This window comes from Roseivirga sp. UBA1976 (genome assembly GCF_002336325.1).
In the GTDB taxonomy this organism is placed as follows: Bacteria; Bacteroidota; Bacteroidia; order Cytophagales; family Cyclobacteriaceae; genus Roseivirga; species Roseivirga thermotolerans.
Genome location: NZ_DDDQ01000028.1, coordinates 1 through 16,667, shown reverse-complemented (window position 1 = coordinate 16,667; position 16,667 = coordinate 1). Strand labels below are relative to the sequence as shown.

At 45.4% G+C, this 16,667-nt stretch carries 15 protein-coding genes and 1 tRNA gene; 7 read left to right on the top strand and 9 right to left on the bottom strand.

Translation table 11 applies throughout. The features are described from left to right. Positions 1–8: 8 nt before the first annotated feature. From B3763_RS02460 to B3763_RS02450, 3 genes are all read left to right on the top strand, one after another. Entirely contained in the window at positions 9–1,403 is a 1,395-nt protein-coding gene (locus B3763_RS02460; RefSeq protein WP_189628990.1) for a dicarboxylate/amino acid:cation symporter, read from the top strand. Between the two features lie 49 nt (positions 1,404–1,452). Further along, positions 1,453–2,022, top strand: a complete 570-nt coding sequence (locus B3763_RS02455; protein WP_286743314.1) for a NifU family protein — start codon at positions 1,453–1,455, stop codon at positions 2,020–2,022. Positions 2,023–2,121: 99 nt separating this feature from the next. After that, entirely contained in the window at positions 2,122–3,015 is an 894-nt protein-coding gene (locus B3763_RS02450; RefSeq protein ID WP_286743311.1) for a DUF72 domain-containing protein, read from the top strand. Positions 3,016–3,032: 17 nt separating this feature from the next. Here the strand turns inward: B3763_RS02450 and acs are convergent, their stop codons facing one another. The 3 genes from acs to B3763_RS02435 form a co-directional block, all read right to left on the bottom strand. Next, positions 3,033–4,931, bottom strand: coding sequence for an acetate--CoA ligase (gene acs / locus B3763_RS02445; protein ID WP_286743306.1), 1,899 nt, complete (start codon positions 4,929–4,931; stop codon positions 3,033–3,035). A gap of 154 nt (positions 4,932–5,085) precedes the next feature. After that, positions 5,086–5,661, bottom strand: coding sequence for a type 1 periplasmic binding fold superfamily protein (locus B3763_RS02440; protein ID WP_189628994.1), 576 nt, complete (start codon positions 5,659–5,661; stop codon positions 5,086–5,088). 150 nt (positions 5,662–5,811) lie between these two features. Next, positions 5,812–6,378, bottom strand: a complete 567-nt coding sequence (locus B3763_RS02435) for a hypothetical protein (protein WP_286743299.1) — start codon at positions 6,376–6,378, stop codon at positions 5,812–5,814. Positions 6,379–6,556: 178 nt separating this feature from the next. On the opposite strand from B3763_RS02435, the gene B3763_RS02430 reads away from it, so the two are divergent. Both B3763_RS02430 and B3763_RS02425 read left to right on the top strand, forming a co-directional pair. Beyond that, the gene (locus B3763_RS02430) at positions 6,557–6,889 is read left to right on the top strand and encodes a PadR family transcriptional regulator (protein WP_189628996.1); all 333 of its coding nucleotides are present in this window, start codon (positions 6,557–6,559) and stop codon (positions 6,887–6,889) included. Further along, positions 6,886–9,546: an ABC transporter permease gene (locus tag B3763_RS02425; protein ID WP_286743290.1), complete on the top strand. Its 2,661-nt coding sequence runs from the start codon at positions 6,886–6,888 to the stop codon at positions 9,544–9,546. The genes B3763_RS02430 and B3763_RS02425 overlap by 4 nt, the downstream gene beginning before the upstream one ends. 8 nt (positions 9,547–9,554) lie before the next feature. Here the strand turns inward: B3763_RS02425 and B3763_RS02420 are convergent, their stop codons facing one another. The 3 genes from B3763_RS02420 to B3763_RS02410 form a co-directional block, all read right to left on the bottom strand. Then, entirely contained in the window at positions 9,555–11,258 is a 1,704-nt protein-coding gene (locus tag B3763_RS02420; protein ID WP_286743285.1) for an amidohydrolase, read from the bottom strand. Next, entirely contained in the window at positions 11,248–12,618 is a 1,371-nt protein-coding gene (locus tag B3763_RS02415) for an amidohydrolase family protein (protein ID WP_286743282.1), read from the bottom strand. Before B3763_RS02415 ends, B3763_RS02420 begins: the two co-directional genes overlap by 11 nt. Before the next feature lie 85 nt (positions 12,619–12,703). Next, positions 12,704–13,396 (bottom strand): LiaI-LiaF-like domain-containing protein, encoded by a 693-nt coding sequence (locus tag B3763_RS02410; protein ID WP_189629000.1) that lies wholly within the window; start codon positions 13,394–13,396, stop codon positions 12,704–12,706. Positions 13,397–13,520: 124 nt separating this feature from the next. Between B3763_RS02410 and B3763_RS02405 the strand changes: the two genes are divergently transcribed. Further along, positions 13,521–13,604 (top strand) — tRNA-Leu (locus B3763_RS02405). 47 nt (positions 13,605–13,651) lie between these two features. Here B3763_RS02405 and B3763_RS02400 read toward each other — a convergent pair. The 3 genes from B3763_RS02400 to B3763_RS02390 form a co-directional block, all read right to left on the bottom strand. Beyond that, positions 13,652–14,341, bottom strand: coding sequence for an NRDE family protein (locus tag B3763_RS02400; protein WP_286743255.1), 690 nt, complete (start codon positions 14,339–14,341; stop codon positions 13,652–13,654). Further along, on the bottom strand, positions 14,329–14,844 hold the full coding sequence (locus B3763_RS02395; protein ID WP_286743252.1) for a hypothetical protein: 516 nt from the start codon (positions 14,842–14,844) through the stop codon (positions 14,329–14,331). Before B3763_RS02395 ends, B3763_RS02400 begins: the two co-directional genes overlap by 13 nt. 61 nt (positions 14,845–14,905) lie before the next feature. Next, positions 14,906–15,418, bottom strand: a complete 513-nt coding sequence (locus B3763_RS02390; RefSeq protein ID WP_286743248.1) for a YHS domain-containing (seleno)protein — start codon at positions 15,416–15,418, stop codon at positions 14,906–14,908. A gap of 42 nt (positions 15,419–15,460) precedes the next feature. On the opposite strand from B3763_RS02390, the gene B3763_RS02385 reads away from it, so the two are divergent. Beyond that, positions 15,461–16,667: sigma 54-interacting transcriptional regulator (locus tag B3763_RS02385; RefSeq protein ID WP_286743245.1), on the top strand; the 1,207-nt coding region annotated here is incomplete at its 3' end.

Here is a 16,667-nt window from a genome sequence, read left to right as displayed (position 1 = left end):
TTCAGGTCATGAAGAAACTTCCTTTGCATGTCAAAATCATGATTGGACTGTTTGCCGGAGTAATCTGGGCATTCCTCTCAAGTTCTGTAGGCTGGAATCAATTTACCATAGACTGGATCGATCCCTTTGGGCAGATTTTTATTCGTATGCTCAAATACATTGCAGTACCTCTGGTGTTGCTGTCTATCATAAGCGGTATTTCAGGCCTCAAAGACATGTCTAAGTTGGGTCGAATGGGAGGTAAAACACTTGGCTTTTACCTGGTAACCACGGTGGCCGCAGTGGGTATTGGCTTACTCCTGGTCAACGTGATTAAACCGGGCGCGCTCATCGATGACGAGCAACGAATCAAGAACAGGCTAAGCTATGAGTTTTGGGCATTGGAAAACGGTGTCGAAATACTGGATGGCAAGAACTATCGCGATAACCCCGAGTATGACCACCTGTATGAACATCAGGAGATGTCTGAAGAAGAGAAACAAATGGTAGCCGAAAAGCAGGCTGCAGCTTCAGAAAATAAGGATGCCGGTCCACTTGCCTTTTTGGTAGACATGGTGCCACAAAACATAATACTCTCTCTGGGCAACGATAAACTCATGCTGCAGGTGATCTTTTTTGGGATCTTCTTTGGCATTTGTATGGCTGCTCTGCCCGATGATAAAGTGAGCGGGCTGAGTTCGTTTATTAATGGAGCCAACGAGGTCTTTCTGAAAATGGTGGACTATGTAATGCAAGCCGCTCCGTTTTTTGTGTTTTGTCTTTTGGCCGGAGTAATTGCCAAAATGGCCGATACACCGGCTCAGGTATTCGAGATTTTTAAAGGGCTGGCCTCTTACTCGGTTACCCTCGTTCTTGGCTTGCTTTTTCTCATTTTCGGGTTTTACCCAACCATTATTCGCACCTTTATTAAATCGCTTACCTACCGCAAGTTCTTCAAAAAGGTAAGTCCGGCACAGTTTCTGGCTTTTTCAACCAGTTCCAGCGCGGCTACACTTCCCGTTACCATGGAGTGTGTAGAAGAAAATCTTGGGGTTTCTAAAAACGTATCGAGCTTTGTTTTACCAATAGGAGCAACCGTAAACATGGACGGTACCAGCCTGTATCAGGCGGTAGCTGTAGTATTTATGGCCCAGCTACATATGGTAGATCTCTCGCTAGTGCAGCAGCTAACCATTGTACTCACGGCCACCCTGGCCTCAATTGGTAGTGCGGCCGTTCCTAGCGCAGGCCTGGTAATGATGGTTGTAGTGCTGCAATCGGTTGGGCTTAATCCGGCATGGATAGCCATTATCTTCCCGGTAGATAGGCCACTGGATATGCTTAGAACGGTTGTAAACGTGACCGGAGACACGGTGGTTTCTTCTTTGGTTGCCAAATCAGAAGGCGAATTAAAGGAAGACTAAGAACTTATCCCTTACCTTTGCGGTTAAGACTTAGCAAATTACAATTGATATGAGACCGGTAAATATATATATGGAAGCCAACCCTAACCCAAACTCAATGAAGTTTGTGGTTAACTTTATGTTGCTTCAAGATGGTGTCAGCTTTGATTACCCCAATGCCGAGGCCGCTCAGCAGTCGCCATTGGCACAAGAACTTTTCCAATTGCCTTATGTAGACCGGGTGTTTTACATGAGCAACTTTATTACCGTAACCAAGAAGGAGGAAGTTGATTGGTTGGAAATTCAAGACGAGATAAAGTCTGTAATAAAACCCTATTTGGAAAACGAAAAACCACTGTTGCTGGAAGAGCTGGATAAAGACCCTCTTTTCGATGAAAACGACTCAGAAGTGGTAAAGAAAATAAAGGGTATACTGGATGAATACATTCGGCCAGCGGTAGAACAGGACGGTGGAGCCATTGGTTTCTCTTCATTTCAAGACGGAGTGGTTAAGGTAAACCTTCAGGGCTCGTGTAGTGGATGTCCTGCTTCAACGGTTACCCTTAAAAATGGCATAGAGAATCTGCTAAAACAGATGTTGCCCAACGATGTGAAGGAAGTAATAGCCGAAGACGCTTAATACCAGGCAGCCGCATCCGTATAGAGAGTTGGCTGCCCGGTCTTCAAAGGTTGAATATCTGCCCAACAGTTGGGTTAGTTACACATAAACCTCTTTGCTATGAAATTTGGAGGCGTTGCCAACCCTGAATCCATCGATTTTACTCTTCCTCCCGACCATGAAGGAACCCTTGCTTTGCTAAGCAGGGGAGAAGGACTTCAAAAGCCTCGTATTTATGTAGGTTGTGCCAAATGGAACCGATCTGACCTGAAAGGTTTTTACCCGAGAGGTACCAAAGATGAATTGACCTACTATGCCACGCAATTCAACAGCATAGAACTTAATGCCACTTTCTATAATTTTTATAGCAAAGAGCAGTATGCGGCCTGGGCGCAAAAGACACCTGATCACTTCAGGTTTTTTCCAAAGGTAAACCAGATGATTAGCCATATGAAAAGGCTGAATGATGTGGACAGATATACCGAGGAATTTTGCGAGTCGCTAATTGGTCTGGAAGAAAAGTTGGGCATGGTATTCTTACAACTGCACAACAACTTTGGACCAAAAAACTGGGATAGACTGGAGCGTTTTCTCAATGGATTCCCCAAAGAAATACCCCTGGCGGTTGAAGTAAGACATACCGATTGGCTGAACCAGGAAGATGTGGCCAACCGCTTCTACCAATTGCTGGAGTCTAAAAGAGTCTCTAATATCATTACCGACACAGCAGGGCGTAGAGATTTGCTTCATATGCGGCTCACAACACCGCAGGTTTTTATTCGCTATGTGGGAGCCAACCATGAGTCGGACTATACTCGGCTAGATGATTGGTTGCAACGAATAAAGGCTTGGGTGGCTACCGGAGGCCTGACAGATATTTATTTTTTTGTACACCAGAATTTAGAGAAAGCTTCTCCATTACTCTCTGCCTATTTTATTAAAAAACTCAATGCTGAACTAGGTTATGAGCTTCAAGTACCCGAAACTCAATCTACTCAGTCGTCTCTTTTTTAAGCAGTAGACCGATTGGCTCAAAGGCCTGCCCCTTTAATAATGTCGTCTACCACTTCCGGATTGAGCAAGGTAGAAGTATCACCAAGGTTTGATAGGTCTTTGCTGGCCACCTTACGGAGAATTCTGCGCATAATTTTTCCTGAGCGTGTTTTAGGAAGCCCGGGCACTATTTGCACTACGTCCGGTTTGGCAATTGGGCCAATAATTTTGCGCACGGTCTCTTTTATTTCTTCCTTCAGACTCTCCTCAGTGCGTCCTGTCATGTCGCAAATCACAAAAGCATAAATACCCTGGCCCTTTACTTCGTGTGGAAAACCCACCACGGCCGACTCTACCACTTTTGGATGCTCGTTGATGGCATTTTCTACTTCGGCCGTTCCCATTCGATGTCCCGAAACGTTAATCACATCATCTACCCGACCGAGTATTCTGAGGTAACCGTCATGGTCTCTTTTGGCTCCATCGCCCGTAAAGTACATGCCCTTGTAAGTCGAAAAATATACGTTTTTGCACTTTTCATGATCGCCATAAGTGGTGCGCAACATGGACGGCCATGGAAACTTTATGCACAAATTGCCTTCTACATTATTTCCGGTAAGTTCATTGCCTTCCGCATCTACAATCACCGGTTGAACACCCGGAAGAGGCAGCGAAGCATGTGCCGGTTTGTTTGGTGTAATGCCTGCCAGGGCCGAAATCATGATTCCTCCTGTTTCGGTTTGCCACCAGGTATCTACCAGAGGGCAATTGCCTTTTCCTATATGGTCATGATACCAGTGCCAGGCCTCTTCATTGATAGGCTCGCCAACAGAACCTATAACCTTTAGCGAAGAGAGACTATAGGGTTCTACAGGCTCCAGACCGTAAGCTTGCAGGGCACGGATGGCTGTGGGCGCGGTATAGAATTGGTTGACTTTATATTTGTCTACAATTTCCCAGAATCGGCCCGGATGAGGATGAGTGGGGACTCCCTCAAACATTAGCGTGGTGGCCCCTGCCAATAACGGGCCGTAGACAATGTATGAGTGGCCGGTAATCCAACCTACATCGGCCGTACACCAGTAAATATCGCCCTGACTATACTGAAATACATTGAGAAACGAATAATAGCTATATACCATGTACCCCCCCGTGGTGTGCACTACCCCTTTGGGTTTGCCGGTAGATCCTGAGGTGTAAAGAATAAACAGCATGTCTTCAGCGTCCATTTCTTCCGCCTCAAACTCGTAGGTCTGGCCATCAATTGCATTGTGCCACCACAGGTCGCGGTTGGTCACCATATTCACGGGTTGATGTGTTCGTTGCAGTACAATTACCTTTTGCACCGATGTGCATTTGGTCAGGGCTTCATCTACAACCGCCTTTACCTCAATTTGCTTTTGGCCACGAAAGTTACCATCGGATGTCAGTACCATTTTGGCCTGGCAGTCATTGATTCGATCGGCCAAAGAACTAGCCGAGAACCCTGCAAAGACCACTGAGTGAATGGCCCCTACTCTGGCACAGGCCAACATGGCGATGGCTGCCTCCGGAACCATGGGCATGTAGATAATCACCCGATCGCCTTTACCAATACCCTGAGCCTTTAGTGCATTGCAAAACTGGTTGGTAAGGCGATATAATTCGCTGTAAGTAAGGGTTCTGTTAGGTTCATCCGGATTATTAGGTTCCCAGATGATGGCAGGAGTTTCTCCTTTAGTATATAAATGGCGTTCAAAAATATTCTCAGTTAGGTTGAGCTTACCATTCACAAACCACTTCACATTGGGGCCTTCAAAGTCCCATTCCAGGGTTTTAGTCCATTTTTTACGCCAGTGGAACGATTCAGCAATTCTGGACCAAAAGGCTTCGGGCTCCAATACGCTTTTTTGATACTCATGAAAGTAACCGGAAAGGGTCTGTATTTTGTGGCTCATGCTAGGAGGTTCAAAAGTTGATATTGATGGAATAAGTTAAAAGATTCGACAGAGAGCTACAATGCAAAATGATAAAAGAAAAGGCTGTTTTGGCCGGCAGATGTGTTAACACCTGTTTACCCAAACAGCCCTTAAGTGGTTGCTGTAGTAGCTGCTATTGAATAGTAACATTAAACGTTACCCGCACATCTTCTTCGCCTCCGGCATTGGTTTGGTCTCCCTCTGCAACTCCCGTTTGGAACTTGGCTGGCTCATGCACCAGAATTACCGTAAGAGTACCGGTGCTGGCGTTTCCTGCCGAAGCATTATTCTTGAGCCCAACAGGGTAATCCTGTCCGTCTATAGTATAATCTGTTTCGGTGTCGTTGTATTCTACCAAAAGTGTAAGGCTCGAGCTGATTTCAAAGAAGAGCTGATGGTCTCTGGCTTCTGCCTTTATTTCTGGAGTAATGTTTACAGCCCCATTAAAAAAGGCCAGAGTAAGGTCGTACGTATTGCTTTCTGTAAGAACAATATCGTCAATCACCGGGTCAGAGCCACCGTCTCCATCGGTATCTTCCCAGCTAGCCACTATGGTCTCGTTAATAGGCCCTGTGCTGGTAAAAGTGAGCTCTACTTTGGTAATGAGTTCTTCTTCATTTACCGGATCCGGGTCGTCTTTGTCGCAACCCAGGGATACTGTAGCCAGAAGGGCCACCAGCAACCAGTTCAATTTTATTAGCTTCTTCATGATTATCGGATTAGGTAGTTTATCGGTCAATATTGCAAAAAATTAGGCAAAATACACACCCTGCATGGTATAGATGGTAGGGTTGATGAAACGAAAAAAGGGCAGCTCTTCAGCCGCCCCGTGGGAATTGTATTTGAGAAAACTACTGAGTTATTGTATGGTTACACTAAAGTTCACCCTTACATCTTCTTCGCCACCGGCATTAGTCGGATCGCCCGCGCTTACGCCACTGGCGCTTTTATTAGGCTCATGAATGAGTAATACAGTAAGCGTGCCGTTGCTGGCATCGCCCGTTGTGGCTGTGCCCATTAGGCCCAGTGGCTTGCCATTACCGTCCTCATCGTTGTAAGCATAAGTAAAGTTGAGGCCGCTGGCGGCTACAAAGAATACCTGATGCTCTTCGGCTTCTTCTTCTACCTCTTCAGTAATATCTTCTGTAGGGGTTTCCGACTCATTTAAGAATTCTACTGAAACACTATAGGTAGTATTGGCTGCCAAAGTAGGGTTGGTAATTACCGGTGCATTGCCTCCTTCGCCATCAAGGTCTTGAAATGTAGCTACAATGGCCGAGCCGCCACCGGAGGGAGTAAACGTTACCCGAACGGTAGTGATCAGCTCTTCTTCATTAACTGGCTCCGGATCGTCATTGTCGCAGGCCATAAGACCTAGCAGCAAAAACGCCATTAGAAATGATTTGATCGTGGTTATGTTTTTCATAATCAGAATAACTTTTGTGCAATATTGTTGCAAATGCAAGTCTGTTGCAAGAGTTATTTAGAAAATCTTACAGACGGTCTGATGAGCGGTAGCTTGGTCTGTGTTTTACAATAAGTTCTACAAATGTTGTAGAAATGGGTGGTTCTTGCTTTATTTGTTCTACAATAGTTGAAATAATATGAGTCAAAGTTTGGGAAACTTAGAAGAGACCATTTTGCTCTTAGTGGCTGTAATGCCCGAAGAGGCCTATGGATATACGGTTGCCGAAGCCTATGCAGAGCATATGAAGAGCCGAATTTCTATCTCGGCCATTCACACCGTACTAAAACGATTGGAAAAGAAAGGGTTAATTTCTTCAAAAATGGGAGGAGCAACTGCTGAAAGGGGCGGACGGAGAAAACGAATTTTTGAAGTGACCAAGGTGGGGCTTTCCACTTTGGAACAAATTCAGGAAAGCCGCCAGAAATTGTGGCAAATGATGCCCAAGGTCAACTTTTCTTACCAGCTATGAAACAAGGCTCCCTCGATCATCAGGACTTGCCCAATTGGGCCAATCGCTTTTTAGAGTGGTACTGTGCCGATGAACTCATTGATGAGATTCAGGGAGATCTTCTGGAAGCATTTTATTATCGTAAACAAACGTACGGCCTAAGGAAAGCCCGGTGGTGGTTCATCTGGGATGTTCTCAAATTCTTTAGGCCCTCATCGTTTAGAAAAAGGTCATTTAACTCAATTCCTATAGCCATGTTTAAAAATTATATTGTAGTGAGCCTGCGCAATTTCAGAAAGCAAAAAGGCTACAGTTTCATTAATCTATCCGGTCTTGTTGCCGGTATTGCCGCCTGTCTGCTCATTAGCCTCCATGTACTCAAAGAGCTTTCTTACGACAATTTTCACCCAAAGGCAGAAAGCACCTACAGGGTGGTAATGGATATGTATGGCAACGGCCAGCTCAAAGTAAAGAGTGCTCCGGTATACCCTGCTGTTGCTCCGGCATTACTGGCCGAGTTTCCTGAAGTTGAAATGGTCACACGCATTTTGCCCTTTGGAGGAGGGGTGTATAGTGTGAAAACAGCCAGCGGCACACTAGTTCGCTATAATGAAGAGCATGCAGTGTTGGCCGATGCCAACTTTTTCGAAATGTTTGGCTTTGAACTAATTGAAGGAGATAAGCGCGAAGCACTCAATGAGGCCAATCGAATTGTTTTGTCTGAGTCGGCTGCAGCCCGATACTTTGGCGATAAGGATCCAATCGGGCAGTCCATATACTGGCGAGGAACACGAGAGCTTATGGTAACGGGAGTTTTTAAGGACTTTCCGGAAAATTCACACATGAAGTTTGAGCTCATTACCTCACTTAAATCATGGAATGGTTATGAAGATTGGCCCAACAACTGGGGTTGGTATGACTTCTACACGTTTGTGAAGACGGCAGACAATGTGGATCAGGAAACGCTTGATGCCCGGCTCGAAACATTTTTAGATGGCAAAAAGGCCGAAATGTACGAGAAGTATAACGCCCGAGAGGTGCTTTGGACCCAGAACATTAGGGATATACATCTCTACTCGGAAGGTCTTGGCTGGGACATGGGCGAAAACGGTGGGGCTGATCAGATTTATTTTTTATCGGTGATTGCGGCCCTCATACTCATTATTGCCTGGGTCAACTATGTGAACCTGGCCACCGCCAGAGCGGTGAAGCGGGCAAAGGAAGTTGGCATTAGAAAAGTAGTTGGAGCTTACCGGTCTAACCTATTGTTGCAATTTTTAGTCGAGTCGTTTTTGTACAATCTTTTTGCGGTGTTGCTGGCTGGTTTGCTGGTAGCTCTTGCCGTTCCGTACATCAACGGTGCTCTTGAGTTTACACTCGACAGGCATCTACTCTTGTCTACTGAAGTGTTGAGTGGGTTGCTGGTTATGATTATTGCAGGGAGCCTTTGTTCCGGCCTTTATCCGGCTTTTGTGCTCACCTCTTTTCAACCGGTCAAAGTACTCAAGGGTAAGATTTACAAGCGAAATGGTAGTTTTGGGTTCCGTCAGGTGTTGGTCATTTTTCAGTTTACAGCCTCCATTACACTTATCTTGGGCACCTTTCTAGTGGTCAAACAACTCAACTATATGAGGAATCAGGAGTTGGGTATAAATATAGATCAAACCCTAGTTATTCACTCCCCTTCTTCGGGCAGGGATGAAGAAGATCTGGAGAACAGGCTAAAGCTTTTTAAAGAAGAGCTTAATGCCACTCCGGGAATAGCCGGCTTCACTCTCTCCAACAGTGTGCCCGGCATAGAAAACTTTTTCATAAGCGGCTATACCTCAAAGCACTACCCCAATCAGCTGAGAGATATATATCGCATGTATATCGATGAAAATTTTTTCGATCAGTTTGAAATTGACTTAATAGCCGGACGAAGCTTTGACAAGAACTTAAAAACAGACACGGCTGCCGTGCTACTTAATCTCAACGCCATGAACCACCTGGGGTTCAACACCCCTGAGGAGGCCATTGGAGAGAAAGTAAACCCCGGAAATGAACAGTCCTGGAACATTATTGGAGTAGTAGAAAACTACCATCAGGCTTCTCTGAAAGAAGATCTCGATCCCATTATTTTTTTCTACAACCCCAATGCCGGCAACTATTACTCCCTGAAACTTTCGGGAAGCTCTCTGGGCAGCATTATGGATGACGTTGAGGCCAAGTGGGATGCAATTTACCCCGATAACCCTTTCGACTATTTCTTTTTGGACGAACGATTTGACCGACAATACAAGAGCGATGAGCAATTTAATGCAGTGTTCATTGGTTTTGCGGCACTGGCAATTTTTGTGGCCTGTCTTGGGTTATTTGGTCTGGTGTCTTTTACAGCTGAGCAATCGAAAAAGGAGATTGGAATACGCAAGGTACTTGGCGCCTCTTCCAATGCATTGGTTATGTTACTGGCCAAAGATTATGCTAAACTTATACTTGTGGCCATCGTGTTGGCGTTTCCGCTCGGGTATTATTGGATGAGCTCCTGGCTCAATAATTTTGCCTATCAGACCAATATAGGCGCGGGAATTTTCATTTTTGGGGGAAGCCTTATGGCTCTTATTGCCTTTTTAACAGTGAGTTTTAAGTCGTTTAGCGCAGCTAACAACAATCCGGTAAATGTGCTTAGGGATGAGTAGGCAATAAGCTACTCACCCCGATACACAATTTTTCCACCCATAATGGTGTAGTCGAACCGGGCGTTGAGCCACTGCCGGGGTTCTGTTTCAAAGAGGTTGGTGTCAACCACCACAATATCGGCCAGCATGCCCTCTTTAATTTGTCCTTTCAGGTCTTCTTCAAAAGTGGCAAATGCAGAGCCCTGGGTATAAGCCTTTATGGCAGTGGCTAAATCTATGCGCTGCTCAGGAAACCAGCCGTTTTCCGGCTGACCGTTTACGGTTTGGCGTGTGACAGCCGCATAAAGACCATAGAGTGGGTTAATAGGGTAATAACTGGCGTTGGTTCCGGGCCAATCGGAGCCAAAGGCCAGTTGGCAGCCTGCTTCTTGCAAGGTTTTGAAGGCATAGGCTCCTTTGCACCGTTCGTAACCAATTCGTTCCTCCATCCATCGCATGTCGTCTGTTACATGGTAGGGCTGTACTTCGGCTATAATGTTTCGGCTGCTGAAGCGCGCAAAATCCTCTTCGGCAATCACTTGGGCATGTACCAATCTGAAACGCCTGTCTTTGGCTCCATTCACCATGTCCAATGTATCGAGTATATCGAGGAGAATGGAGTTGGCCTCATCGCCAATGGCATGTACTCTTAATTGAATGTGGCCACTATCGGCCTGAATGAGCATTTTTTTGAATTGGTCCATGTCTTTGGAAAATTCGCGCCAGCCCCCGCGCCAACTATGGTTTTCCATAGAGTTGTCTGAGTAGGGCTCAAAGAAGCGTGCAGATCGGCCACCCATTATACCATCAATGTGGCTTTTGATGGTGCCAAAAGAAATGTATTCATCTCCGGCAGGTGAGGGGTTTTCTCCCCAGTCAATTACCCAGCCGTTTTCCATCATGTTGTAGATTTCACTTAAACGGGAGGGTGAAAAGTTAATTCGGGTAAGAAGGGAGTCCCTTTCCAGCAAATAGCGGTAAATGTCTACTCGGTCCAGGGGAGACATATCCTGAACAGTGGTAACACCCCATTTGGCACACTCTTCCAGAGCCCTTTTCGTTTCGGCCAGTTTACGCTCAAAAGAGCTTTCGGGAACTTGCTCTAAAGCGGCTTCCAGTTGATCTCCCTTTAACAGGCCACTGGCCGATTCAATGCCTAAGTAGTCTAAGGCTAGCTGATTGGCCAAGCCTTCCGAACCATCGAAACGGGTCACTAGTACGGGATGTTCAGGAGTAATGTTATCAATAAGTGCTCTATTGGGCTGCCAGCTTTGGCGGTTTCTGTTGCTGCCTTCAGAGCCCATTTCCCAAGCCTCATATGCACCCCAGTCACCACGAGTTATCCAGCTGCCTTTCGGTAGGCGCTGGGTGGTTTCTTTAATGCGTTCTATAAACAAGACATCTTCGTTTACATCGAGCAGATTAATACCCAGTAGCAAGGCTCCTGCACTGGCAAAATGAACGTGTGAATCGTTAAAACCGGGCAAAGTAAGCTTGCCCTTCAGGTCTATTTGCCGGGTGGCCTTGGGGAGGTTGCTGCTCCGGCCAACCGTTTTAATGCGGCTGCCTTCTAACAGCACCCAATCGGCCCAGGGTTGTTGGTCGTTGCCTGTCCAAATTTTACCGTTGTAGAGCAACAGTGTTTCAGGGGTATGCTCGTTGCTTTTATGGCATGCCGCCAGTAGAAACAGGCATAGGCACAGCACACTTAGGTTTTTGAGTTTAATGGCCATAGTTTTTTGCAATTTCTTTAAGTCTGTTATCAATTTCTTCCCGGCTTAGCCACTTCCCTCTTACCATTACTCCGGCACGATCTTGTAAGTGGGCAATGTTATCCAGAGGATTTTTTCTGACTAAAATCAGGTCGGCAGAGGCCCCGTCTTTTATGGCTCCAAATTCATGGGGAGCCTTAAAAAACAATGCCGGGTTGAGAGTTCCGGCTCTAATGGCCTCAAGAGGACTCATACCGCTTCTTACCATGGCATCGAGTTCACGTTGAATGGAAAACCCCGGCACATTAAATACCTGAGGGGCGTCTGACCCAAGCAGTATTCCCACTCCTGCAGCATGAAGCTTCTGGATAATCTTTCTGCGCAGTGTGTTGAATTGGAGGGCTTGTTCGGCATCGTAGGCAGGCGATTCAATGATTTGCTTTTTGGTACGCACCCAGTTGTCTACAGTAGAGGGACTCATGTATTTCATCTCGGTTTCTTGGGCCAGAGTTTCCGGTGCTTCCGGGCCCACCCATCGCTCCATCATGGCCTGAGTTGGCACAATCCATACCTCATTTTCTACGGTGAGTTGTACGAGTTCGTCCAGCAGGTTTTCATCTGCAATTTTGGTGAAGTTAAGACCAAAGAAACCATTGGCGTTTGGGTTTACCCGAATGGAGGAAGGAACCAGACCCTCAATGTATCCATCCACATGATCTATGCTGGCATATTGGGCCTTCAGGGCATTTCTTATGCCCACATCAATACTCACATGACCGGCAAAGGGCATGTTTACCTCTTTGGCTGTTTTTGCAATGGCATTGAAGTTCTCTAAGGTTAGTCCGGGGTGTAGTTTCATGAAGTCATAACCGGCTTTTTTCTGATCTCTCACCATTTGTTCGGCTTGCTGCACTGAGGTTACAGAGTTGCCGTTGAGGCTTGGGCCCGAAGTGTAAATTCTGGGGCCAAGGATTTCTCCAGCAGCTACTTTTTCCTTCAACTCTAAATGATATGGTTGACCTAGCATGCCTCTAATAGTTGTGATTCCATTAGAGAGGTATAGAAAGAGCGTTTCTTCTAGCAGGCGCATATTTTGGTTGCCGGGAATGTGTGCGTGCATTTCGGCAAGGCCGGGCATAAGGTATCCTCCCTCTCCCGGGCGCACGGTTTGTGTATTGGCCAGGCGTGCTTCATTGCTTGGCACAATAAGACTAATCTTGCCTTCTTTTATAAATACGGTTTGGTTGGCGAGTATTTGTCCGCCTTCAACATCAACAATATTCACGTTGGTGAAGGCAAAGTCGGCCTCCGGAGCGTTTTGGCAAGATGTGGGTAACATGCCCAGCAAGAGAAGGGCCAGCGAGAGGAAAAGCTTTTTCATTCAGGAATTTAAAAAAATGCACCCAAATGCGCCTTGCCACTAGTCACTTTTTGGCTATAACCAATTGATTATTAGTGCCTATTGGTTAGTTCGATATTTCAGCCCCTCCAAAAATAACAAGTCCTTTTATGACCAGCGTATTACCGGTAGAGTGGCTGTGGCCGGAAATGATTCGCTTGTCTGGCATGCCTCCAAAAATATTGGTTACACGCAGGTCTACGTCCCAATCTTTGGGCACCCGAATTTTGGAGCCTCCAAAAAGGTAGAAGATATTTAAAGTAGCAACGGGTTGTTGCATACTGCTGGTGGTAAGGTCTATGTTGGACCCTCCAAATACGGCAGTGAGCGAACCTCCCTTAAAGTCTTTGGTTTTAACAACCCGGTCTCCTCCTCCAAAAATAGCCATGTCTTCAATAAGGTTTTCAGGAGGTGCGGCCGAAGTATCTTGAGGAGTAGTGTGGGGTGCCGGTACGGTTCGCCTGATAATGTGAATTCCGGCAAAAACCAATATGAGGGGCCAAAGGTCCCAAATAGAAATGTGAATGCGCAACCAGTCATCAATTACCAAAATAAGGCCTACAATTAGCAGAACCGTTCCGGCTTTTCTGTTTTGATCGGTTACAAGTAGAAACAGACCAATAAGAATAAGAATGTTTTCCCACTGAAAGAGGTAATGCCTGACCGACCAGGGAAGCACATCGAAATTGGTGAGCACGGCCACTATGCCTATGACAATGAAGATAAGGCCTAATAGCTTGTTTTGATTTTGCTTATCCATTTTGTTGAATCTACGACTAAAAGTAGAAAACTAGCTTTGATCTCACAAAAGAGAAAGTGCCAATGGCTACTGTTAATTGTTTGAAATAGTTGAATTCTTATTTACTTTTGCCCACCATTCAATCGCGCACGTGGTGGAATTGGTAGACACGCCATCTTGAGGGGGTGGTGCATTAAGTTGCGTGGAGGTTCGACTCCTCTCGTGCGCACTAAAGCCTTTCTGATTTTTCAGAGAGGCTTTTTTTATGTTATCGGTTTAAACCAGGCTTTCGTGAACAAGCTCAAAGTGCCCGTCAGCCTTTTCCGCAGATGTTACACTCACTGTTTTTACTTTATTCTCCCGGTTCATTACAAAGTTGTTCCAGGCATCTCCTTTTCCTCCGAATTTATGGAAGTGTAACACCTGTTTTTGGTCATATTCTTTTTCCCTTTGCCTTTCTAGCCATTGCATAAACCACTGCCTGCGTTCTTCGCGCACGTCTTCAGGATATAAGGTTGAAGACGACCAAATGTGTGGCTGGTTGGCTTGTAGTACATTGTGATGAAGCTTGTTTTCATCCCATACCAACTGATGCAGCTGAAGGGCTTTTTGGTGCTCTACAATCACCAGGGTGAATGGCTCAATTCCTTTAAACTCGAAATGCTCAATAAATTCAATAACACTGTTTTGGTTAAAAAACTCCAGCACCATGAGTCCTCGACTCAAACGGTATGGGGGCTTGTGGTGGTGTTTTTCGAAGCCTCCGTTGAGCAGGCATAAGGTAAATCGCTTTTTATCGGTAGCCACCCAAGTGCCCCCGGCTTTTGGGTCTTTAGGAAAATGAACGGGCCGGCCACCAATGGTTTGCCGGCTGAGTTCAAAACTGGCTCTTTGAGGATCTTCGTCTCGGTTGGATGTAAGAATAAAGTTGTCTTTTGCTTTTGGCAAGAAAGTTACTGTGCACATGTAAGCTCTTTTTGATAACGTACCGTGGAATAAGCAACACCAAAATGAGCAGGAAGTTCAACGGCCTTAAAGCTATGTTGCAAGGCTATTTTCACAATGGCCATGTGGTGTATGGCATGCTCAATATTGTATTGGAGTTCTCTGTAATACGAGCTGTTCAGGGTTTGCTCATATTGTTCATTCTCGTGGTAGTTAACTTTTAGTGAGAGCGAAAAGTCGTTCTTTATTTCACTAATGGCCTTTTGCAAAGACTGCATCTTTGTAATGGCCAGGTCGGGATCGGTTTCCAGCGTTTTGTTATGATCGCGCTTATCATAATTTACAATTCCTCCGTTTCTTCCGGCCAGCATAAGGTCGAAAAACTCTACAATGTGTCGAATATGCTTGCCTACGGTATTTCCCGATAATATGCTCAGTGGTTGGGCGAAATCGGTTGGTTTAAGCTGCCTGGTAATGTCGATAAGCTGGGATAAGATTTCTTTAGATACTCTCTGAAGTTCCATTGAAAAAAGTGTTAATTAAATATAGCCTTTTAATTGAAATATGGCAGAACCGTACGTGTAGCTATTTGCGAATTATCTCAGACCACCGCTTTTGAGCATTGCTGAGTAGGCTTTTCTCATTTTTATTCCAAAGCTCAAGGGTGTTGGTGCCTCTGAAATTGTAAAAGAGATAAAGCTTACGGTCTATGATTTTATAAGTTAGTGGGTCTACTTTTACCTTATCGCCATCGGCAATCGCATAGGCACAATACCCCCCATACTGTGGTTCATAAAGGGCCGGATTCTTTACAAAAGCGGCTTTATTGGCCTCGGAAACAAAATAATAGATTACCCCGGAATGATTATAGCTAATGGCAGTGCTGCCCTTTTGGGGCTTTTGGTCGAAATAGCTCACCGGATCATAACCTGCTATGGCTACTCCCCGGGTAAGGTTATAATGCTTTTTTGCATAAGGAAGGGTTTGGGCACTTAAGCCCAATGTAAAGCTCAATAATGTAGCTGTAAATAATAACCGATTCATTTGTCCTGTTTCTTGTGGTTTATGTACGGTGTCTTTGTCTATAGCGGCTGACACGAAAGATCATTTGGCCGACATTTTACCTTCTAAAGGGAAACTTTGCCTAAATTACTCACGATATATCGTGAGATGTCTTTGAATAAAACCATAGCAGATCATCCGCAGCTAGCTCGTTTTACAGTAGAAAGAGCCTTGGCGGCTATTCTATGGATGGACGAGCAGGGCTGTATTCACTTTGCCAATAAAACAGCACTGGAGCAATACGGCTACAGCTCTGAAGAATTCAACCACCTGACCATTTTTGAAATTAACCCCAACTTCGACCGGAAAAAATATGCCATCACCTGGGCCAGGTCAAAACAAGTTCAAAGCCTGAGGTTTGAGTCGAGCCATTTGCGCAAAGACGGCTCGGAGTTTCCGGTAGAGATATTCGTAAACCACATTGAGTTTGAAGGACACGCGTATAACGTAAGTTTTATAGTAGATATATCGCAGCGTAAAAGGCATGAGCGATTGATGAAGTCGCTTTCTGAGGCTACAGCCGCAACCTTAGGTACCGATTTTTTTAAGACACTGGTTGAACGGGTGTCTATGGCTCTCAATGTGCATATGGTAGTAGTTACGGAATGTACCGACTCCAGCAAATCGAGACTGAGAACCCTGGCCTACTTTAAGGAGAATGAATTTCGAGAGAATGTAGAATATAATACCGAAGGAACACCTTGCGGTGTAATTATGGAAAGCAAAGAACCGTTGCTTATTGAGCGGGGTACCTATAGAAAGTACATTCGTGATACAGGGGTTGAGGGCTACTTTGGAGTTCCTATTATTAACCGTGAGGGAGAGGTTATTGGACACATTGCTCTTTTTAATAATAAACCGCTCCTTTTGAGCAATGAGGAACAGGAAATACTCAAGATATTCTCCGACAGGGCTGCTGCAGAAATAGAGCGAAATGTTTATAACAACAGGCTTGTATTGGCCATGCAAGAGGTGAAGAATCTCAAAGACCGATTGGAGGCAGAGAATGTTTACTTGCAAGAGGAGATACAGGGAGAGTATAATTTTGAAGAAATAATTACTCAAAGCGATCGCTTTAAAGCCATCCTAACGACTTGTGAACAGGTGGCCGTAACTGATGCTACAGTACTCATTTTGGGTGAATCAGGCACCGGTAAAGAACTGCTGGCACGAGCCATCCACAACATAAGCAAACGCAGGAACCGCCCTCTGGTAAAGGTAAACTGTGCAGCACTGCCCGCCAATCTTATCGAAAGCGAACTGTTTGGTCATGAAAAAGGAGCTT